We start from the raw sequence: 18,596 nt of genomic DNA, 5'->3' as shown, positions 1-18,596 counted from the left end.
CAAACCTGCAAGTTGCAGAGGTTTCACTCGGTCGGGCGCGACCGATCGGGCGAAAGTGACGCTGCGCGATTTCACGCAGCGCCATCAGCCCAGCTCAGCGGGGGTCAGCCGCCGGTGCGATAACGGTCACGTGTGGACTGCAGCGCCTTTGCCGCCACCGCACCGCTACCCGCCGCGACGATGATCGCGAAGATGTCCAGCGTCGGTCCCCCGGCCGTGAGCAACCAGGCGAACAGCGACGCCGCGGTGGTACCGCCGGCAACAGCCCAGCGGCTGCGGACGTACTGCGCGACCGGAGCACCGCCGGCACGTTTACCCGCTGCGTTGTTCAACAGCGCCAGATAACCCACATGGCCCAGCGCGGCCAGCACGCTCACGAGCGCGACGATGACGGCGATGAGGTTCACGAGCCAGTCCATGGACCCAGTCTGCCCTTCCCCGGGGTGCCGGTGCCTCGGGGAAGACCCCGAATTCGGCCAACCGTTACCGGCCGAGCCGCCCGCGCCCCAGGTTCAGCAGCGCCATGGCCAGCTGGCGGCCGTCGGGGCCGAGTTCGCGGTAGCGCGCGAGCACGTCCATCTCGCGGTTGTAGACGATGCGCGTGCCGCCGGCGGCCATCCGCGCGGCCCCGATCGTCTTGGACACCTCGACCCGGCGTTTCACGAGCCGCAGGATCTCCTTGTCCAGCCAGTCGATCTCCTCGCGGAGCGAGGAGATGTCGTCACCCGCGGGGGTGTCCTCGGCGGGCTGGCCGTCGGCGTTGGTCGTCTGCGCGTTCATCGGGACCTCTTCCTCGAAGCCCGGACCCGGCCCCAGGGACGGCGACAGCCCCGGGTCCGTGGACTCCGGGGCTGGCGTGATGGCGGTTCGGGCACTACGCGATCACGGGAGCCGGAGTCCGGATCCCGTAGAAAAATCGCTCTGCGTGGTGCCGCATGTGCTCAGTATGGCACAGCGGTGCGGGCGCTCCCACGGAATGAACGCACCCGCGCGTGGACGAGCAGGCTCACCGCGAGCCAGAACATCGGGAACGCCGGCCAGAAGAACCCGGCGCCCAGCACCGCCCAGCGGACGATCACCAGCACCGCCACCGCGACCACCACGGCGAGGTGGACGCGCAGTGCGGGGTGCTGCCGCAGCGCCGCCCGCGTCAGCGGGAAACCGGGCCGGGGCGGCGCCGGCCGCGGCAGGTCGGCGGTGAGGGCGGTCAGCTCGTCGGTGAACTTCGCGGCGTAGACGTGGGTGAGGCGCTCTTCGACCTCGTCGAGGGTGAGCCGGCCTTCGGAGCCGGCGGTCTGGACGGTGGTGGCGACGCGTTCGCGATCGGCGTCGGCGGCCCGGATGCGGGCGGGGCGGATGTCTTCCATGTCCGTCGATACTCCGCGCGGCGGGCCCCCGGCGCGTCGGGCGCCAGGCGACATCTCCCGCTACGCCTGGCGCGGTAGCCCACCTGCCCGGGGTAGCGTGGACAGACGATGGACACCCTCTTCGATCTCCCCGCCGAGACCCCCGCGCGCAAGCCCGCTTCCGGCGGGCAGGCCGATCTGCTCGAGGACCTCAACCCCGCCCAGCGCGAAGCCGTCACCCACGCCGGTGGCCCGCTGCTGGTGGTCGCGGGTGCCGGCTCGGGCAAGACCCGGGTGCTGACCCGCCGGATCGCCTACCTGCTCGGGCAACGCCGCGTGCACCCGGGCGAAGTCATGGCGATCACCTTCACGAACAAGGCCGCCGCCGAGATGCGCGACCGCGTCGCCGCGCTCGTCGGGCGCCGCGCCAACGCGATGTGGGTGTCCACGTTCCACTCGATGTGCGTGCGGATCCTGCGCCGGGAAGCCAAGACGCTGGACATGTCGTCGAGCTTCTCCATCTACGACTCGGACGACACCAAGCGGCTGATCACGTTGGTGGCGCGGGATCTCGACATCGACCCGAAGCGCTACCCGGCCCGCACGCTCGCCATCCACATCTCGAACCTGAAGAACGAGCTCGTCGACCCGGACGAGGCGTCGGCCAACGCGGCCAACGACCTCGAGCGCCGCGTCGCCGAGGTCTACGTCGAGTACCAGCGGCGGCTGAACCAGGCCAACGCGTTCGACTTCGACGACCTGATCATGCGCACTGTTTCGCTCCTGCAGGCGTTCCCGGCCGTCGCCGAGTACTACCGGCGGCGCTTCCGGCACGTGCTGGTCGACGAGTACCAGGACACGAACCACGCGCAGTACACGCTGGTCCGCGAGCTGGCCGGGACCGCGCCGAACGAGTCCGGCGTCGAGCCGGCCGAGCTGGTCGTCGTCGGTGACGCGGACCAGTCGATCTACGCCTTCCGCGGTGCGACGATCCGCAACATCGAGGAATTCGAGCGGGACTTCCCGAACGCGCACACCATCCTGCTGGAGCAGAACTACCGCTCCACACAGACGATCCTGTCCGCGGCCAACGCCGTCATCGAGCGGAACCCCAACCGCCGCGCGAAGCGGCTGTGGACCGACTCGGGCGACGGCGAGAAGATCGTCGGCTACGTCTCGGACAACGACCACGACGAAGCCGCGTTCGTCGCGAACGAGATCGACGCGCTGGCGGAGAAGGGCGAAGCCGACTACTCCGACGTCGCCGTCTTCTACCGCACCAACAACCAGTCCCGTGTCTTCGAAGAGATCTTCATCCGGCTCGGCCTGCCGTACAAGGTCGTCGGCGGCGTGCGGTTCTACGAGCGGCGCGAAGTCCGCGACATGATCGCTTACCTGCGCGTGCTGGCGAACCCGGAGGACACGGTCAGCCTGCGGCGCGTGCTGAACGTGCCCAAGCGCGGCATCGGCGACCGCGCGGAAGCCGTCGTGGCGACGCACGCCGAGCGTGAGCGGATCTCGTTCGCGGCCGCGCTGCGGGACGCCGTCGAAGGCAAGGTGCCGCTGCTGAACCCGCGCTCGGTCAAGGCGATCGGCGGGTTCGTCGGGATGCTCGACGAGCTCGGCGACCTGATCACCGCCGGCGCCGAGGTGCACGACGTCCTCGAAGCCGTGCTGGAGAAGACCGGCTACCGCGTCGAGCTCGAGGAGTCCGAGGACCCCCAGGACCACACGCGCGTGGAGAACCTGGACGAGCTCATCACGGTGGCCCGGGAGTTCACCGAGATCACCGCCGAGATCGTCGCGGACGAGAACGCCGAGCTGGTCGTGGACGAAGGTGTCCCGGCGCCGGGTTCGCTGCCGGCGTTCCTCGAGCGCGTGTCGCTGGTCGCGGACGCCGACTCGGTGCCCTCACCCGACGGCGGCGAGGACGGCGACGGCGGCGCGGGCGTGGTCACGCTGATGACCGTGCACACCGCGAAGGGCCTGGAGTACCCGGTGGTGTTCTGCACCGGCTGGGAGGACGGCGTCTTCCCGCACATGCGTGCTTTGGGCGACCCGACGGAACTGGCGGAGGAGCGGCGCCTCGCGTACGTCGCGATCACGCGGGCCCGCAAGCGGTTGTACGTCTCGCGCGCGATCACGCGCTCGGCGTGGGGCCAGCCGTCGATGAACCCGGCTTCGCGGTTCCTCGACGAGCTGCCGCCGGACCTCGTCGACTGGCGGCGCCTGGAGCCGTCCAACCGCGGCTTCGGTTCCTTCGGCAGCGGTTCCCGCGGCACGCCGCGCGCGGCGACCACTTGGGGGAGCCGGTCTTCGTCGACTTCTTCGTCTCCTGGCGTGAGCGCCTTCGGCAAGGGCTGGAAGGACACGGTGGCGCTGAAGCTGGACGTCGGCGACCGCGTCAGCCACGACAAGTACGGCCTGGGCACGGTGATTTCGTGCGACGGCGTCGGCCCTCGCGCCACGGCGACGATCGACTTCGGCGCGGCCGGCAAGGTCCGGCTGATGCTGATCGGCAGCGTCCCGATGGTGAAGCTCTAACACCCGTCCGAGTGAACCCGGCGGCGATCTCCCGGATCGCCGCCGGAATCGTCGTACCCCACCGGTAGAACTGACCCCGTAATCGAACACGAGTTCGACCGAGGGGGTAGTGTGGTGTGGACGCGGTGCTGTTTCACCTGTTGGCCGAAGGGGTACAAAAACACTTGCGAGGAGTCCTGGGGACCACGGTTCCGGATCGGGGTCCGGAGCCTTCGGGGGCTTCAGGAAATCCTTCGCGTGCGGGAGCGGAGGCGTGCCGGCTGGCCGCCGCCTGGCGAGCGCTGCTCAGGCAGCACGAGCTCGGCGCGGACGGGCGTTGTGTCACCTGCGGCCGGGGACGCCGCTGGACGACCAGAGCCCGGAGTGCCGCGCGTGTCCGCTCCGCGGGGGGCGCACGGGGCCGCGTCCCGTGGGGCTGGCTGCCGATGCGCCGGTCCGCGGAGCTGTGCACGGTGTGGCAGGTCGCGGTGGCTTACTTCATTCGCCGGCTGCCCGGTGGGCAGCGATAGCCGGTTCCGGGCGCTGAGGGGCTTTTGGACGGCCTTGGCGGGGTCGAGAGTGGTCTCGGGTGCCCTTGCGTGGTGGCGGCGTCCTGGGGAGCTGTCGGCGGGTTGTGATCCGGTGCCCGAGGAGCGTCGTCGGTCCTCGGCGGCGGAACACGGCGCTACGGCCGGGTTCCCGGTGCCGACGGCCGATCACGTGACCGGCGTTGTGGTGCAGCTGGGCGGAGTCGGGCCGGCAGGGTCAGATGACGATGCCGCGCTGGGCCAGCCAGGGGCGGGGGTCGATCTTCTTCGTGCCGTCCTGCCAGACCTCGAAGTGCAGGTGCGGGCCGGTGCTCTGGCCGCGGTTGCCGATCTCGGCGATCTGCTGGCCGCACTTGACCTTCTGGCCCTCCTTGACGGAGAAGCTGTTCATGTGGCCGTAGACCTGGATGGTGCCGTCGTCGAGCTGGACGCGGACCCACAGGCCGAAGCCGCTGGCCGGGCCGGCGTCGATCACGGTGCCGTCGGAGGCGGCGTAGATCGGGGTGCCGATCGAGTTGGCGATGTCGATGCCGAGGTGGCTCGTGCCCCACCGGGCGCCGAAGCCCGAGGTGAAGGTGCCGTGGGCCGGCAGGCAGGTCTTGGGGCGAGCGGCTTCTTCGGCGGCCTTCTTGGCGGCGTCGGCTTCACGCTGCTCGCGGGCCTGCGTGATCGAGGCGCTGTCGGAAAGCTTGGCGGCCTCCGCGGAGGCATCGACGGTCCGGCCGGTCGGCAGGAGCTCCGGGGCGCCCCCGGTGCCCGCACCTCCCGCGGTGAGCGATGCGCTGGCGTCCTGGCTGTTGGCCAGCGGCGTCACGGCCGCGTCGGAGTCGGTGACTGTCTTGAGGGTCGAGCCCGCAGCAGCAGCGGCAAACGCACCGGCCGCAACAGCGGCCACCACGACCCGGCCACGAAGGGCCGAAGAGGGCGGGGCGATGCGGTGCGCACCCCGGACACGAACGACCGCACCTTGCAGTGCGTCCTTCAATGCCGGGGAAGGAGCTTGGCCGCCGGGGGAGCGGTGTGAAGCCAAGACAGGGCCTTCCATCGTCGGGGAGCCGGGCCTAGGACGGCGGGCGGGGGAACCCGGTGAGCCAACCTCGGGGGTGGTTTGCTCGGTGTCCTACTTCGTGACCTGACTGTAATGGGGACCGGGGGACGATAACGAAGGGGCACCGCAGTAAGCAAGATTTGCCCCGCGCGTCGGCCGATCGGGTGGCACCGATCTCGCGCTCACCAGTAACAATTACCCAAAGTTAGAGGGGGTTTACTGCGTTTGGTGTGACTTGGCTTACAGGGTGCAGGGCCGGTGAAGGACCACCGAGGCCGTCTCGGGCCCGGAAGGCCCGGAATAAGGGTTTGCGACGTGATGTTGAAGGACCTTCGACACCTCGCGCGCAGCCTTCTGGGGCCGATTCGGCCCCTCACGGCCGCCTTCCCGCCACTCTTCGGCAGCCACTTCCCATCACGACCGTTGGCCAGGCCGTGCCCGCAGACGCTCGCGGCCTTCGGCGACTCGTGCCGTCAACGATGACCTGCCCAGCTTCCGGCACCGCCAATCGCGGCGAGGGCGCTCTCACGCGATTCGGTGATGGCCCGCCAGCCGTGCCACGGGCGCCCGTTCTGGTGTCTGGTCCCGCCAGTCGCGGAGCGGGTACGACCGATGCCGACATCGCGGTCGGCGGATGCTTCATGCCGCTCGGCGACGGGTGCCGCCGAGCCGAACCCGGCCGTGACCTGCCTCGGCGACCGATGCGGAGTTGCGTGCCGGCCGCTTGCGGCGCCAGCGGCTTGCACCGGCAGCCGCGCATCGGTCACGACCTGCCCGGCGACCATGCCGCCAGCGGCGTCACCAAGTCGCGCGCCGTCTCCTGCGCCGGTGTTCGGCATCGCCAGCCGCGCATCGGTCACGGCCTGCCCGGCGACCATGCCGCCAGCCCCGCCGACGATCTCCCGCCGCTCGACGACCGGCGTCACCAAGTCGCGCGCCACCTCCTGCGCCGGCGGTCGGCATCGTCGGCCGCGCGCCGACCACGATCCCGTCCCAGCGACCTGCGGCAGGCCGCGCCCGCCGACGATCTCCCGCCGCTCGGCGACCTCGCACCCGGATGGCGGGCCTCGGCCGCCCGGGCTTGCTAGCGTCGCGGGCAATGCCCCCACGCTCAGATTCCCCCACCGGGAGCGCCCCCGGCTCCCCGCAGCACCCCGCGGCCCCCCGTTCCACCGGCAAGCGGCAGTCCACCCACGCCTCGGCGGTCCAAGACGACTGGCCCGACACGGACACCGGCAAAAGCCCGCTCCGCGCAGCCCTGGCGCTCGCCGCCCTGGCCGCCGTCGCGCTCACCGCCGCCGCGTTCGTCCCCGTCTCGCCCGCCGCGGAGCCCGGCTTCGCGAGCTGGCCGTGGCTGGCCGTCCTCGCGCTCGCTCCCGCCGTCGCCGCGATCTGGGCCGCGGCCGCCGGGAAGTCCGGGGTCGCCGGCGGGATCGTGCTCGGCCTCGCCGCCCTGGCGCCCGGCCGGCTGGTGCTCGACCTGCAGTTCGCCGTCAACGGCCCGCTCACCATCCGGCCCGAGCTCTACCTGCCCGGCCGGTTCGTCGGCGGTTCGGCCGTGGGCGCCGGGTTCTGGCTGCTCGTCGCCGGGGACGTGCTCTCCGTGGCCGCCGGCGTTGCGGCCTGGCGGGCGAACCGGCAGGACGAGGAACCCGAGCGCCGTCGCTGGCGGCTGCTCGTGCCGCTGCTCGCCGTCACGGCCTCGGTCGGTCTCCTGACCGCTCCCGTCCTGTCCGACAACGGCTTCCTGCTCGCGCGCTCGGCCTTCGAAGGGCCCTGGCCCGCCCTCGGCGGCTACCTGCTGCTCGCCGCCGCGCTGCCGCTGGCCGCCTCGCTCGCGCTCGCCGCGCCGTCCGAACACGTCGCCCGCGGTGCGCTGCTCGGCCTGACCGCCGCCACCTTCGGGATCGCCGCGCCGCCCGTGCTCGCCGGGCTTTACCGCGAAGACCTCCACGTCACCTGGGGGCCGGTCCTCGTGCTCGTCGCGACGGCGATCACCGGCGGCCTCGCCTTCACGCGGCTCGCCGAAAAACCCGCGGAGACCGAAGCCGACCTCAAGCTGCCCGGCCTCTTCTGGTGGCGGCTCACCACCGGCCTGCTCGGCCTCCTCACCGCGCTCGCCGCCGTGATCGGCAGCTTTGCGCCGCAGGTCGCGGTCACCGCGCTGAACCCGGGCGCCGCCGCGCCGGTCAGCGCGGCCGCCGAAAGCCCCGCCCGGTGGTTCCTGCTCACCGCCGCGGTGGTGCTCGCCGTGCTCGCGCTCGGCACCCTCGTGCCGAAGACCGCCGCCGTCGCGCGGCCGGTCCTCGGGCTCGGCTGGGCCGGGATCGTGCTGGCCGGCACCGCCGTCCTCAACACCGCCCTCACCGCCACCCAGGCCGGCAACCTCGCCGGCTTCGGCGGCACCGGCGCCGCCCCGACGTTCACCTACGACCTCGGCGCCGGCGCCGGCTGGACGTTCGCCGCCCTCGTGCTCGCCGTCTTAGCCGCGCTCGCCGCCGCCGGGACCGGGGTCGTCGAACGCGAGGACGCCGGGGACGGCACCCGGCCGGCCGGCAGTGTGCTGACCCCGATCGTCGCCGGTGCGGTGCTGGCCGTCGCCGCGTTCGGGCTGCCGGTCTTCACCACGCCCGGTTACGTCGCGCCCGGGCTCTGGTCGAACTTCGACACCCCGTCGTGGGGCCTGCTCACCGCCGCCGTGGTCGTCCTCGGCGCGGCCGCCCTTGCCCTGCGCTCACGGCCGAAGCCGGCCGCCGCTCTGCTGACCGGCGCCGCCCTGCTCGCCGGCCTTCACGCCGCGGAGCTGCCGCTCGTCGGCGGCACGCTCGGCGGCGCGAGCCCGGCCACCGGCTTCTGGGTAGCGCTCGCCGCGGTGGCCGCGCTGCTCGTCGCGGCGGGCATGTCGGCCGCGGGCGGACGCCGTGCCGCGTGACCGCCTCCGGGTGCTCCTCGTCGAGTTCGCCCGCCCGGATCCCGCCGCCGTCGCGCTGGGCCGGGTCCTGCGCGACGAAGGCATGGAGGTCGTCCACGCCGGCCCGCTGGACACCGTCGAGCAGCTCGTCCGCACCGCCGAGCAGGAGGACCCGGACGCCGTCGGCGTGCTCGGCGAGACGCCGCCACCCGACCTGAAAGCCGAACTGAACGACGTTCGGGTGTTCACGGCAGCCGACTTCGGCACCCCCGAAGAAGCCGCGAAATGGTTGGCCGGTGGGCGGTCTCACACCGCCGGCGCACCGCCTGACCGCGCACGGTGACCGACTTCACCAGGTGCGGAGTCCCCGCCGTTCGCGCAGGTCGCTAACCTCGACTGGTCCGACAGCGCGGTCCGGGTTTACGCGGACCACCACAGTGGCGTGTCGTCAGGAGACTGGAGTAGTGGACCTCTACGAGTACCAGGCGAGGGATCTCTTCGCCGCCCACGGAGTACCGGTTCTGCCGGGCTCGGTGGCTAGCACCCCCGAAGAAGCCAAGGCCGCCGCGGAGCAGATCGGTAACCAGGTCGTCGTCAAGGCGCAGGTGAAGGTCGGCGGCCGCGGTAAGGCGGGCGGCGTCAAGCTGGCCCAGACGCCGGACGAGGCGAAGGAGAAGGCGGAAGCCATCCTCGGCCTCGACATCAAGGGCCACATCACGCGTCGCGTGCTGGTGGCCGAAGCCTCGGACATCTCGTCCGAGTACTACTTCTCCTTCCTGCTGGACCGGTCCAACCGGACCTTCCTGGCGATGGCGTCGTCCGAGGGCGGCATGGAGATCGAGCAGCTCGCCGTCGAGCGCCCCGAGGCGCTCGCCAAGATCCCGGTCGACTCGATCGCCGGCGTTGACAAGGCGAAGGCGCTCGAGATCCTGAAGACCGGCAACTTCCCGGCCGACATCATCGACGAGGCCGCCGACGTCGTCGTGAAGCTCTGGGAGACCTTCGTCTCCGAGGACGCCACCCTGGTCGAGGTCAACCCGCTGGTCCGCGACCCGCAGGACAAGATCATCGCCCTCGACGGCAAGGTCACCCTCGACGAGAACGCGGACTTCCGCCAGCCGGGCCACGAGGCCCTGGTGGACAAGGACGCGGAGAACCCGCTCGAGGCGAAGGCCAAGGCCAAGAACCTCAACTACGTCAAGCTCGACGGCCAGGTCGGCATCATCGGCAACGGCGCGGGCCTCGTGATGTCCACTTTGGACGTCGTGGCGTACGCGGGTGAGAAGCACGGCGGCGTGAAGCCGGCGAACTTCCTCGACATCGGCGGCGGCGCGTCGGCCGAGGTCATGGCGGCCGGGCTGGACGTCATCCTCAACGACACCGACGTGAAGAGCGTCTTCGTCAACGTCTTCGGCGGTATCACCGCCTGCGACGCGGTGGCGACCGGCATCGTCGAGGCCCTGAAGATCCTGGGCGACGAGGCCAGCAAGCCGCTGGTCGTCCGGCTGGACGGCAACAACGTCGTGGAGGGTCGCAAGATCCTGGCCGACGCGAACCACCCGCTGGTCACCGTGGTGGACACAATGGACAACGCGGCCGACAAGGCTGCCGAGCTCGCCGCGGCAGGTGCGTGAGATGTCGATCTTCCTGAACGAGAACAGCAAGGTCATCGTGCAGGGGCTCACCGGCTCCGAGGGCATGAAGCACGCGACCAAGATGCTGAAGTCCGGCACGAACATCGTGGGTGGCGTCAACGCCCGCAAGGCCGGCCAGACCGTCACCATCGAGGGCAAGGACCTCAAGGTCTTCGGCACGGTCGAAGAGGCGATCAAGGAGACCGGCGCCGACGTGTCGGTCATCTTCGTGCCGCCGAAGTTCGCGAAGGACGCGGTCGTCGAGGCGATCGACGCCGAGATCCCGCTGGCCGTCGTCATCACCGAGGGCATCCCGGTGCACGACTCGGCCTACTTCTGGGCGCACGCGGTCGCGAAGGGCGGCACGACCCGGATCATCGGGCCGAACTGCCCCGGCGTGATCAGCCCCGGCAAGTCGAACGCCGGCATCATCCCGGCCGACATCTCCGGCCCGGGCCAGATCGGCCTGGTGTCGAAGTCCGGCACGCTGACCTACCAGATGATGTACGAGCTGCGGGACATCGGCTTCTCCACCGCGGTCGGCATCGGCGGTGACCCCATCATCGGCACCACGCACATCGACGCCCTCGAGGCGTTCGAGGCGGACCCCGAGACCAAGGTCATCGTGATGATCGGCGAGATCGGCGGCGACGCCGAAGAGCGCGCCGCGGCGTACATCAAGGAAAACGTGACGAAGCCGGTCGTCGGTTACGTCGCGGGCTTCACCGCGCCCGAGGGCAAGACCATGGGCCACGCGGGCGCCATCGTGTCGGGCTCCTCCGGCACGGCCGCCGCGAAGAAGGAGGCCCTCGAGGCCGCCGGCGTCAAGGTCGGCAAGACCCCGAGCGAGACCGCCGTCCTCGCGCGTGAGCTGTACAACAACCTCGGCTGAGCACAGCGAGTAACCGCAGGTAGAGCCGGGCGCCAGACAGGTGCCCGGCTCTCTTGCGTTTCACGACGAAACCTCCCGAGGTATTCACACGTCTGATGGGCTGGCGGCCTTGGAGTGCGCTAGCGTTCTGCGCACACAAGCCGCCTCGTCTTCCCCCCGGGTGTCCCTCGTACCCCGGAGTGCCGGTCGAACCGACAGGAGTGCATCCGATGACCTTCCCCAGCGGCGGGCCCGGCTACCCCCAGCAGGGTGGCGGCCAGCAGCCCCCCGGACCGCCGCCCACCGGCGGCTTCCCGCAGCAGCAACACTCGCACCAGGCGCCGTCGGGAGCCGCGGGCCTGCCGCAGAACCTGCCGCTGCTGCTCGCCCTGGTCGTCGCGGTCTTCGGCGTCGTGCAGTACTTCCTCGGTTTCGCCGACAGCGGTGACGTGGGTTTCGGCACGACGTTCCTGCTCGGCGCCGGCCTGCTCGCCGGGCTGCACGCGCTGCCGAAGGGCCCGAAGACGCTGCCGTTCGCCGCGCTGTTCAGCGTGCTCGGCGCGCTCGACGTGCTGGACACGCTGGTCTCGCTGCAGACGACGCCGGGCATCGTCACCGTCATCCTGATCCTGGCGATCCTGCAGATGATCGTCGCGGTCGGCGCGCTGCTGATCGAGCACGACGTCATCAAGCCGCCGGCGCCGAAGCCGGCCGCCGCGCCGCAGTACGGCGCCCAGTACGGCCAGGGCCAGCAGGGTCAGCAGGGCCAGCAGCAGTACGGCCAGCCGGGGCAGCAGTTCGGGCAGCCGGGCCAGCCGGGGCACGGGCCGGGGCCGGTTTCCCAGACGGGAGAGCCGTCGGGGGCGCCGTTCTCGCAGGGCCAGTACGGCTCGCCGAACCCGCCGTCGACCACGCCGCCGCCGGGGCAGCAGGCCACGACGTACGCGCCGCAGCAGGGCTCGTTCTTCCAGCAGCCGCCGTCGGACAACCCGGGCACGCCGCCCGGCGGGTTCGGCAAGTCGAGCTGACGTAGCCGCTCCGCAACACCCGCTGTGACGCTCCGTGTCACGGCGGGTGTTTTGCATGGGGGCGTTACCCGTCCGGGTGGGTTAGCTTCCCCACGCCGGCCGGCGGCGGCGTGGCTCACCCGGACGGACCAGCGCGGATGTCAGGGTGCGGATCATGGACCTGCTCACCGACTCCCCTGAGGAGCCGGTGGGCGACCTCGAACCCGACGTCGAACTCTCCCGGGCGGCGCGGGTGCGGGTGTTGCTCGCCGCCGCCCTCGGCCCGCTGGTCACCGGTTACGCCGTCGTGACCGTGCTGATCCTGGTCACCCTGACCGCCGGCCGCACCGCCTTCTCCGGCGGCGGGGTGCTGCTGGCCGCCGGGCCCGGCTGGCTCGCCGCGCACCAGGTGCAGCTCGGCCTCGGCGGGCACCCGCTCGGCGTCCTGCCGCTGCTGCCGACGCTGGGCGCGGTCGCGCTGGCCGCGCGGACGGCGTCCGGCGCCGCCCAGCGCCTCGGCTGCCGGTCGCCCCGCCAAGCGCTGCCGGTGTTCACCACGATCACCGGCGCGCACGCGCTGTTCGGGCTGGTCATCGCGCTCTGCGCGCAGGGCTCGCCGGTGACGGTGAACCCGCTGCTCGCCTTCGCCATGCCGGGACTGCTGGCCGCGCCGGCCTCGGCCGTCGGCATCTTCCGCACGTGCGGGCTCCCCGTCGTCGTCGCCGAGCGCCTCGACCCGCTGGCACTGCGCGGGGTTCGCGCGGGTGCGGCGGCTCTCGCGGTGCTGGTGGCCTGCGGCGCCGCGGTCTTCACCATCGCGACGGCGCTGTCGTGGTCGACGGTGGCCGACATGTACGAGCCCGCGTTCGGCAGCAGCTTCGGGCTCTTCCTGCTTTCCGTGCTGTACCTGCCGAACGCCGTGACGGCCGCGCTGTCGTTCGTCACCGGGCCCGGCTTCTCGGTCGGCGACCTGAACGTCGGGATGTTCGGCTACCGCGGCGGCGCGGTGCCCGGCATCCCGCTGCTCGGCGGCCTGCCCGAGCACCACTCGGCGTGGTGGCCGGCGCTGCTGATGCTGCCCGCCGCGACCGGGGTGCTGGTCGGCTGGACGCTGCGCAAGGTCGACGCCGACCCGGCGCAGCGCATCCGCACGGTCGCGGTGGCCGGCGTGGTGGTCGCGCTGGGCTGCGTCGTGCTGGGCACGCTGGCCGGCGGACGGCTCGGTGACGGCCCGTTCGACCCGGTGAGCGTCCCGGTCGGGGTCGCCTCGGTGGTCGCCTTCTGCTGGATCGTCATCCCAGGTTCGTTCGTCGCGTTCTTCGCGGGTGAGCACGAGCCGCCCGCGCCGCCGCCCGAAGCGCTCGAAGACAACCAGGCCTTCGAAGACGCCGACGAGGTCGACGCCGAAGAAGCGGCCGAAGCCGTCGAGGAGCTCGAAGAGTCCGAAGAGGACGAAGAGCCTTCGGAGGAAGAACCCGACGAGGACGCGGAGTTCGAAGCCGAGGCCGACGCCGAACTCGGCCTCGACGAAGACGTCCCGCCCGAGGACGAAGCTGTGACCGGAGGCACCGAGACCTGCGGCGACGTCGAGCCGGGCGAGGCCGACCGTTAGGGTTGTCGTGACCTGGTGAAGCGCCGTGCGCACCGGCTGCGCACCGCCCGCGGCAAGGAGCCCGCTCTGTCTCAACGGTTGGAGCTGCCCACTCCGGTGAAGCTCGTCGTGCTCGCGTCGGGCTCCGGCACCCTCCTGCAGGCGGTGCTCGACGCCGCCGGGAAGCCCGGCTTCCCGGCCAAGGTGGTCGCCGTCGGCGCCGACCGCACCGGCATCGAGGCCCTCACCCGCGCCGAGCGGCTGAGCATCCCCGCGTTCACCGTCCGCGTCGCCGACCACCCCGACCGCGCCGCCTGGGACAAGGCGCTGACCGAGGCCGTCGCGGCGTACCAGCCCGACCTCGTCGTCTCGGCCGGGTTCATGAAGATCCTCGGTGCGCAGTTCCTCGGCCGCTTCACGGTGGTCAACACGCACCCGGCGCTGCTCCCGTCGTTCCCCGGGATGCACGCGGTCCGCGACGCGCTCGCGGCCGGGGTCAAGGTCACCGGCTCGACCGTGCACTTCGCGGACGCCGGGGTCGACACCGGGCCGATCATCGCCCAGGAGGCGGTCGTCGTGGAAAGCGACGACGACGAGAACGTCCTGCACGAACGGATCAAGGCCGTCGAACGCAGGCTGCTGGTGGAAACGATCGAGCGACTCGGCCGCGGTGGCTGCACCGTGGACGGACGAAAGGTGACATTTCGTGAGCACTGACCTGGGCCGGCGCCCGGTCCGCCGGGCGCTGATCGGCGTCTCGGACAAGGCGGGCCTCCTGGACCTCGCGACCGGCCTGCACGCGGCCGGCGTCGAGATCGTCTCCACCGGCGGCACGGCGAAGGTCATCGCCGACGCCGGGGTCCCGGTCACGCCGGTCGAAGAGGTCACGGGCTTCCCCGAGTCGCTCGACGGCCGCGTCAAGACGCTGCACCCGCGCGTGCACGCCGGCCTGCTGGCCGACCAGGGCAACCCGGACCACGTCGAGCAGCTGCGGAACCTGGACATCGCGGCGTTCGACCTGCTCGTGGTCAACTTGTACCCGTTCACGCAGACCGTCGCGTCCGGCGCGAGCCCCGAGGACTGCGTCGAGAACATCGACATCGGCGGCCCGGCGATGGTCCGCGGCGCGGCGAAGAACCACGGCAGTGTCGCGGTCGTCGTCGACCCGGCCCGCTACGGCTGGGTGCTCGAGCGCGTCGCCGACGGCGGCTTCGACCTCGCCGACCGCAAGCGCCTCGCCGCGCAGGCGTACGCGCACACGGCGTCGTACGACATCGCCGTCGCGTCGTGGTTCTCCAACGTCTACGCCCCCGATGAGGACGCTGTCGACTCCGGCTTCCCCGAGTTCTCCGGCATCAGCTGGGAGCGCGGTGAGGTGCTGCGCTACGGCGAGAACCCGCACCAGAAGGCCGCGCTGTACCAGGGGCACCGGGCCGGCCTGGCGCACGCCGAGCAGCTGCACGGCAAGGCCATGTCCTACAACAACTACGTCGACACCGACGCCGCCCGCCGCGCCGCGTTCGACTTCGCCGAGCCGGCCGTCGCGATCATCAAGCACGCCAACCCGTGCGGCATCGCGGTCGGCACGGACATCGCCGAGGCGCACCGCAAGGCGCACGCGTGCGACCCGGTTTCGGCCTACGGCGGTGTCATCGCGACGAACCGGCCGGTCAGCCGCGAGGCCGCCGAGCAGATCGCCGAGGTCTTCACCGAGGTCGTGCTGGCGCCGGACTTCGACGCCGAGGCGCTGGAGATCCTGCAGCGCAAGAAGAACATCCGGCTGCTGAAGCTCCCCGAGATCGCGCCGTCGCCGATCGAGTTCCGCCAGATCTCCGGCGGGGTGCTCGTGCAGACCGTCGACGCGATCGACGCTCCCGGCGACGACCCGGCCAACTGGCAGCTGGCCACCGGCACCCCGGCCGACGAGCAGACCCTGCGTGACCTCGAGTTCGCGTGGCGCTCGCTGCGCGCGGTCAAGTCGAACGCGATCCTGCTCGCCGCGGACGGCGCGACCGTCGGCGTCGGCATGGGCCAGGTCAACCGCGTCGACTCCTCGCGGCTGGCGGTCTCGCGCGCAGGGGACCGGGCCAAGGGCTCGGTCGGCGCGTCGGACGCGTTCTTCCCCTTCCCGGACGGCCTGGAAGTGCTGGTCGAGGCGGGCGTGCGGGCTATCGTGCAACCCGGCGGCTCGGTCCGCGACCCCGAGGTGATCGCGGCGGCGGAGAAGGCCGGCGTCACGATGTACCTGACGGGGACGCGCCACTTCGCGCACTGACCGCTTTCGGGGGCTCCGGGTGGCGGAGCCCCCGGCCCCGGGGCGAAGCCCCGGAATGTCACTGACCCGCGCTTCGAGAGGGAGGGCTCGATGCAGCAACCGCCTTACGGCCACGGTCAGCAGGGGTACCCGGGCTACCAGCAGCAGCCCGGGTACCCGCCGCAGCAGGGTCATCCGCAGCACCAGGGGTATCCGCCGCCGGGTTACCCGCCGCCCGGGTACGGCGCGCCGATGCAGCCGCCGAAGAAGAAGCGCACCGGGCTGATCCTCGGCATCGTCGGCGGAGTTGTCGTGCTGCTCGGCGCGGGCATCCCGCTGGGGATCTTCGCGAGCGACTACTTCGCGAGCACCGGCGCGGACCCGGTGTCGTCACCGGCGCCGGCCGAGTGCCAGATCCCGGCGCAGGCGCTGGAGAAGGCCGGGTTCCCCAGCTTCGCCGGCAGCAACCCGGGCGGCGCGGCGTCGTTGCCCGGCCTGAAGCAGATCGGCTGCGGCTTCAAACCGGGGCCCGACGAGAACGTCCGCGACGCCACCATGAACATCCGGGTGGTCGAGTACTCCGGCGAAGACGCCCTGCAGCAGGCGAAGAAGAACTTCATGCCGACAAAGCCGGAAGTGGCCCCGACCGACGTGCCCGGCATCGGTGACAAGGCGGCGCTGGTCCGGCTGGTCACCAAGAGCGCGTTCAGCGGCGCCGAGCTGTACGTGCTCAAGGGGAAGAACGTCTTCACGGTCGAGGTCTCCGGCTGGGACAAGGGGTTCTTCTCGAACTCCCCGATCCCGCAGCAGGAAGCCGACGACGCCGTGAAGACGGTCGGCGCCGAGATCGTCAAGAAGCTGCCGCGCTAGCTCACGCCGGCGCCGGCAGCGTCTTGCAGAGCGCGGCCGGGAACTTCGGCTCGGCCGCCCGGATGTCCGCGCAGCCGGCCGTCTTGACCTGCGCGAACGCCGTCCAGCCCGCGTCACTCCAGCGGAAGACGCTGCGGGACGGCGGCTCGGTCTGGTGCAGCAGCAGGTCGAGGACCAGCCAGTTCGGGTCGCAGGCGCGGGTGGTGCCGGCGCTTTCGGCGCCCGTCGCGGACACCGCCGCGCCGATCCACGCGGGGTCGCAGTGGTCGGCGGGCGGGGCGCAGGTGCCCTGCGGGGCGCAGTGGCCCCAGCCGGCGCCGAGCTTGTGCCAGGCGTTGCCGCCGTCGGCGTTGAGGATCACGGTCCGGTCCGCGATCGGCGCGGTCGTGGTCAGCCGCAGTTCGGCGGGCACCTTGTCCTGGCAGCCGCCGGCCGCGGGCCGCGTCGAGTAGACGACGTCGGCGCGGATGTCGGTCTTCGACTCCACGATCTGCTCGATCCGCGGCTCGCGAACGCAGCCCGGGTCCTTGCCGGGCAGTGCGACCTGCACGAACAGGCCGGTCTCACCGCCGGGCCGGATCCCGGTGACCTCGGCGCGGAACGAGCGCCACTCGGCGCCCATGGTCGTCGGCGCCGGGGCCGCGGCCTTCGCGCCGGGCACCCCGCCGCCGGAGGTGAGCACCACGGTGAGCACGGCGCCCGCCGCGACCAGCGCACCGGCGATCCACAGGACCGGCCGTTTCCGCCCTTCGGTCATCGTCATCCCCCTGGAGTCCACCGGGCAATCTAGCCGACCCCGCAGCGTCAGGCGGGCGGACCGGGGTTTTCGCGCTGTGTGACGTCCTTCTCGAGGTAAACGGCGCCGCGGATGTGGCCGTCGACGGCCGGGGCGTCGACGAGCCGGTAGCCGGCCCGCTGGTACATCGTGATGTTGCGCGTGCTGCGGGCCCCGGTGAACAGCGCGAACCGGCGCACGTCGGCGGGCGCGTGTGCTTCGGCGTGCGCGAGCAGCCGGCGGCCCAGCCCACGCCCGGCGAGATCCGGCGCGACCATCAGCCGGCCGACCTCCCAGCAGTCCCCGTCGAGCCGGGCGCGCACCGCGCCGACCAGCCGGTGCTCCTGCCGCAGCACCCACACCGACCAGGTCTTCGTCCAGTCGCGCAGGTCCTCCAGGGTTTCGTGCAGGGCCGGGATGTCGAGGGTGTTGTTGAGGACGGCCTCCTGGACCCAGCAGCAGCGCTGCAGGACCAGCAGTTCGGGGCAGTCTTCGGGCCGGACTTCGGTGAGCTCCACGCCGGACTGTTTATCGACGGGCCGGGTGCGCGGGCAACTTCATTACCTTGGCGGGGTGACCGATCTGCTTCGCAGTGCTTTCGACGCCCCGGGTTTCCGCCCGCTCCCGCCGCGAGCGCGGGCCCTGCTGGAGTCGCTGGGCGCGCCGCCGCGGCTGGCCGCGCACCTGCGGGTGGTGCACGACGTCGCCGTCACCCTGACCGGCTGGGCCCGTCCGCTGGCCGAGTTCGACGTCACGGCGGTGCTGTTCGGCGCGGCCACGCACGACATCGGGAAGATCCGGCACCCCGCGGAGCTGTCCGGGCCGGGTTCGGCGCACGAGGTCGCGGGTTACCGGCTGCTGGTGGAGCACGGCGTCGAGGAGGCTTCGGCCCGCTTCGCGCGGACGCACGGTTCTTGGGACGCTCCCGGCGTCACGCTCGAAGACCTGCTCGTCAGCCTGGCGGACAAGGTGTGGAAGGCCAAGCGGGTGCCGGATCTGGAAGAGCGGGCCGCGTCGTCCCTGGCCGCCGGCCGGCCGCTCTGGGAGGCGTTCATGTCCCTGGACGACGAGCTCGAGCGCATCGCCGCGGGCGCCGACGCGCGGCTGGCTTTCCAGGCGTCGTACCCCACTACCGGGTGACTTGACACCTCGGGTGGTTCGCGGTTGACTGGTCTTCGTCGAACAAGTGTTCGACGTGGAACCGCCGCCTTCCCCGCG

18 protein-coding genes are annotated in these 18,596 nt (G+C 71.8%); 11 read left to right on the top strand and 7 right to left on the bottom strand.

Annotated elements, in window-relative coordinates:
- Window positions 1–104 precede the first annotated feature (104 nt).
- The 3 genes from ACIA5G_RS37890 to ACIA5G_RS37880 all read right to left on the bottom strand — a co-directional run bounded on the left by ACIA5G_RS37890 (window position 105) and on the right by ACIA5G_RS37880 (window position 1,367).
- Window positions 105–419, bottom strand: coding sequence for a hypothetical protein (locus tag ACIA5G_RS37890; protein ID WP_395932192.1), 315 nt, complete (start codon window positions 417–419; stop codon window positions 105–107).
- Between the two features lie 64 nt (window positions 420–483).
- Window positions 484–780, bottom strand: coding sequence for a chorismate mutase (locus tag ACIA5G_RS37885; protein ID WP_395932190.1), 297 nt, complete (start codon window positions 778–780; stop codon window positions 484–486).
- A gap of 161 nt (window positions 781–941) precedes the next feature.
- On the bottom strand, window positions 942–1,367 hold the full coding sequence (locus ACIA5G_RS37880; RefSeq protein WP_395932188.1) for a DUF1707 domain-containing protein: 426 nt from the start codon (window positions 1,365–1,367) through the stop codon (window positions 942–944).
- 108 nt (window positions 1,368–1,475) lie between these two features.
- Between ACIA5G_RS37880 and pcrA the strand changes: the two genes are divergently transcribed.
- Window positions 1,476–3,890, top strand: coding sequence for a DNA helicase PcrA (gene pcrA / locus ACIA5G_RS37875; RefSeq protein ID WP_395932186.1), 2,415 nt, complete (start codon window positions 1,476–1,478; stop codon window positions 3,888–3,890).
- A 744-nt stretch (window positions 3,891–4,634) separates the two neighbouring features.
- On the opposite strand, the gene ACIA5G_RS37870 is transcribed toward pcrA, so the two are convergent.
- Complete coding sequence (locus tag ACIA5G_RS37870; RefSeq protein WP_395932184.1) at window positions 4,635–5,315, bottom strand: M23 family metallopeptidase; 681 nt, start codon at window positions 5,313–5,315, stop codon at window positions 4,635–4,637.
- Window positions 5,316–5,938: 623 nt separating this feature from the next.
- The gene (locus tag ACIA5G_RS37865) at window positions 5,939–6,406 is read right to left on the bottom strand and encodes a hypothetical protein (RefSeq protein WP_395932182.1); all 468 of its coding nucleotides are present in this window, start codon (window positions 6,404–6,406) and stop codon (window positions 5,939–5,941) included.
- A 158-nt stretch (window positions 6,407–6,564) separates the two neighbouring features.
- On the opposite strand from ACIA5G_RS37865, the gene ACIA5G_RS37860 reads away from it, so the two are divergent.
- The 9 genes from ACIA5G_RS37860 (at window position 6,565) to ACIA5G_RS37820 (ending at window position 16,603) form a co-directional block, all read left to right on the top strand.
- Window positions 6,565–8,397, top strand: a complete 1,833-nt coding sequence (locus ACIA5G_RS37860) for a hypothetical protein (protein WP_395932180.1) — start codon at window positions 6,565–6,567, stop codon at window positions 8,395–8,397.
- Window positions 8,387–8,719 (top strand): hypothetical protein, encoded by a 333-nt coding sequence (locus tag ACIA5G_RS37855; RefSeq protein WP_395932178.1) that lies wholly within the window; start codon window positions 8,387–8,389, stop codon window positions 8,717–8,719. Before ACIA5G_RS37860 ends, ACIA5G_RS37855 begins: the two co-directional genes overlap by 11 nt.
- A 121-nt stretch (window positions 8,720–8,840) precedes the next feature.
- Window positions 8,841–10,010 (top strand): ADP-forming succinate--CoA ligase subunit beta, encoded by a 1,170-nt coding sequence (sucC, locus tag ACIA5G_RS37850; protein ID WP_395932176.1) that lies wholly within the window; start codon window positions 8,841–8,843, stop codon window positions 10,008–10,010.
- Between the two features lies 1 nt (window position 10,011).
- Window positions 10,012–10,902, top strand: a complete 891-nt coding sequence (gene sucD / locus ACIA5G_RS37845) for a succinate--CoA ligase subunit alpha (RefSeq protein WP_103353387.1) — start codon at window positions 10,012–10,014, stop codon at window positions 10,900–10,902.
- A 209-nt stretch (window positions 10,903–11,111) separates the two neighbouring features.
- A complete protein-coding gene (locus ACIA5G_RS37840; RefSeq protein ID WP_395932173.1) occupies window positions 11,112–11,909 on the top strand; it encodes a DUF5336 domain-containing protein in 798 nt (265 codons plus the stop codon).
- Window positions 11,910–12,054: 145 nt separating this feature from the next.
- On the top strand, window positions 12,055–13,500 hold the full coding sequence (locus ACIA5G_RS37835; protein WP_395932171.1) for a DUF6350 family protein: 1,446 nt from the start codon (window positions 12,055–12,057) through the stop codon (window positions 13,498–13,500).
- Window positions 13,501–13,578: 78 nt separating this feature from the next.
- Entirely contained in the window at window positions 13,579–14,196 is a 618-nt protein-coding gene (gene purN / locus ACIA5G_RS37830) for a phosphoribosylglycinamide formyltransferase (RefSeq protein ID WP_395932298.1), read from the top strand.
- The gene (gene purH / locus ACIA5G_RS37825) at window positions 14,186–15,754 is read left to right on the top strand and encodes a bifunctional phosphoribosylaminoimidazolecarboxamide formyltransferase/IMP cyclohydrolase (RefSeq protein ID WP_395932169.1); all 1,569 of its coding nucleotides are present in this window, start codon (window positions 14,186–14,188) and stop codon (window positions 15,752–15,754) included. The genes purN and purH overlap by 11 nt, the downstream gene beginning before the upstream one ends.
- Before the next feature lie 90 nt (window positions 15,755–15,844).
- Window positions 15,845–16,603 carry a hypothetical protein gene (locus ACIA5G_RS37820; protein ID WP_395932167.1) on the top strand — a complete coding sequence of 253 codons (759 nt, stop codon included), beginning with the start codon at window positions 15,845–15,847 and terminating at the stop codon, window positions 16,601–16,603.
- 1 nt (window position 16,604) lies between these two features.
- Here ACIA5G_RS37820 and ACIA5G_RS37815 read toward each other — a convergent pair whose 3' ends face one another.
- Window positions 16,605–17,360 (bottom strand): hypothetical protein, encoded by a 756-nt coding sequence (locus ACIA5G_RS37815; RefSeq protein ID WP_395932165.1) that lies wholly within the window; start codon window positions 17,358–17,360, stop codon window positions 16,605–16,607.
- Between the two features lie 47 nt (window positions 17,361–17,407).
- Entirely contained in the window at window positions 17,408–17,896 is a 489-nt protein-coding gene (locus ACIA5G_RS37810; RefSeq protein ID WP_395932163.1) for a GNAT family N-acetyltransferase, read from the bottom strand.
- Window positions 17,897–17,951: 55 nt separating this feature from the next.
- Here ACIA5G_RS37810 and ACIA5G_RS37805 point away from each other — a divergent pair, with 55 nt between their 5' ends.
- Complete coding sequence (locus ACIA5G_RS37805; protein WP_395932161.1) at window positions 17,952–18,518, top strand: HD domain-containing protein; 567 nt, start codon at window positions 17,952–17,954, stop codon at window positions 18,516–18,518.
- Window positions 18,519–18,596: the final 78 nt, after the last annotated feature.

This window comes from Amycolatopsis sp. NPDC051758 (genome assembly GCF_044453095.1).
Classification (GTDB): Bacteria; Actinomycetota; Actinomycetes; order Mycobacteriales; family Pseudonocardiaceae; genus Amycolatopsis.
This window is presented reverse-complemented; position numbering and strand designations above follow the sequence as displayed.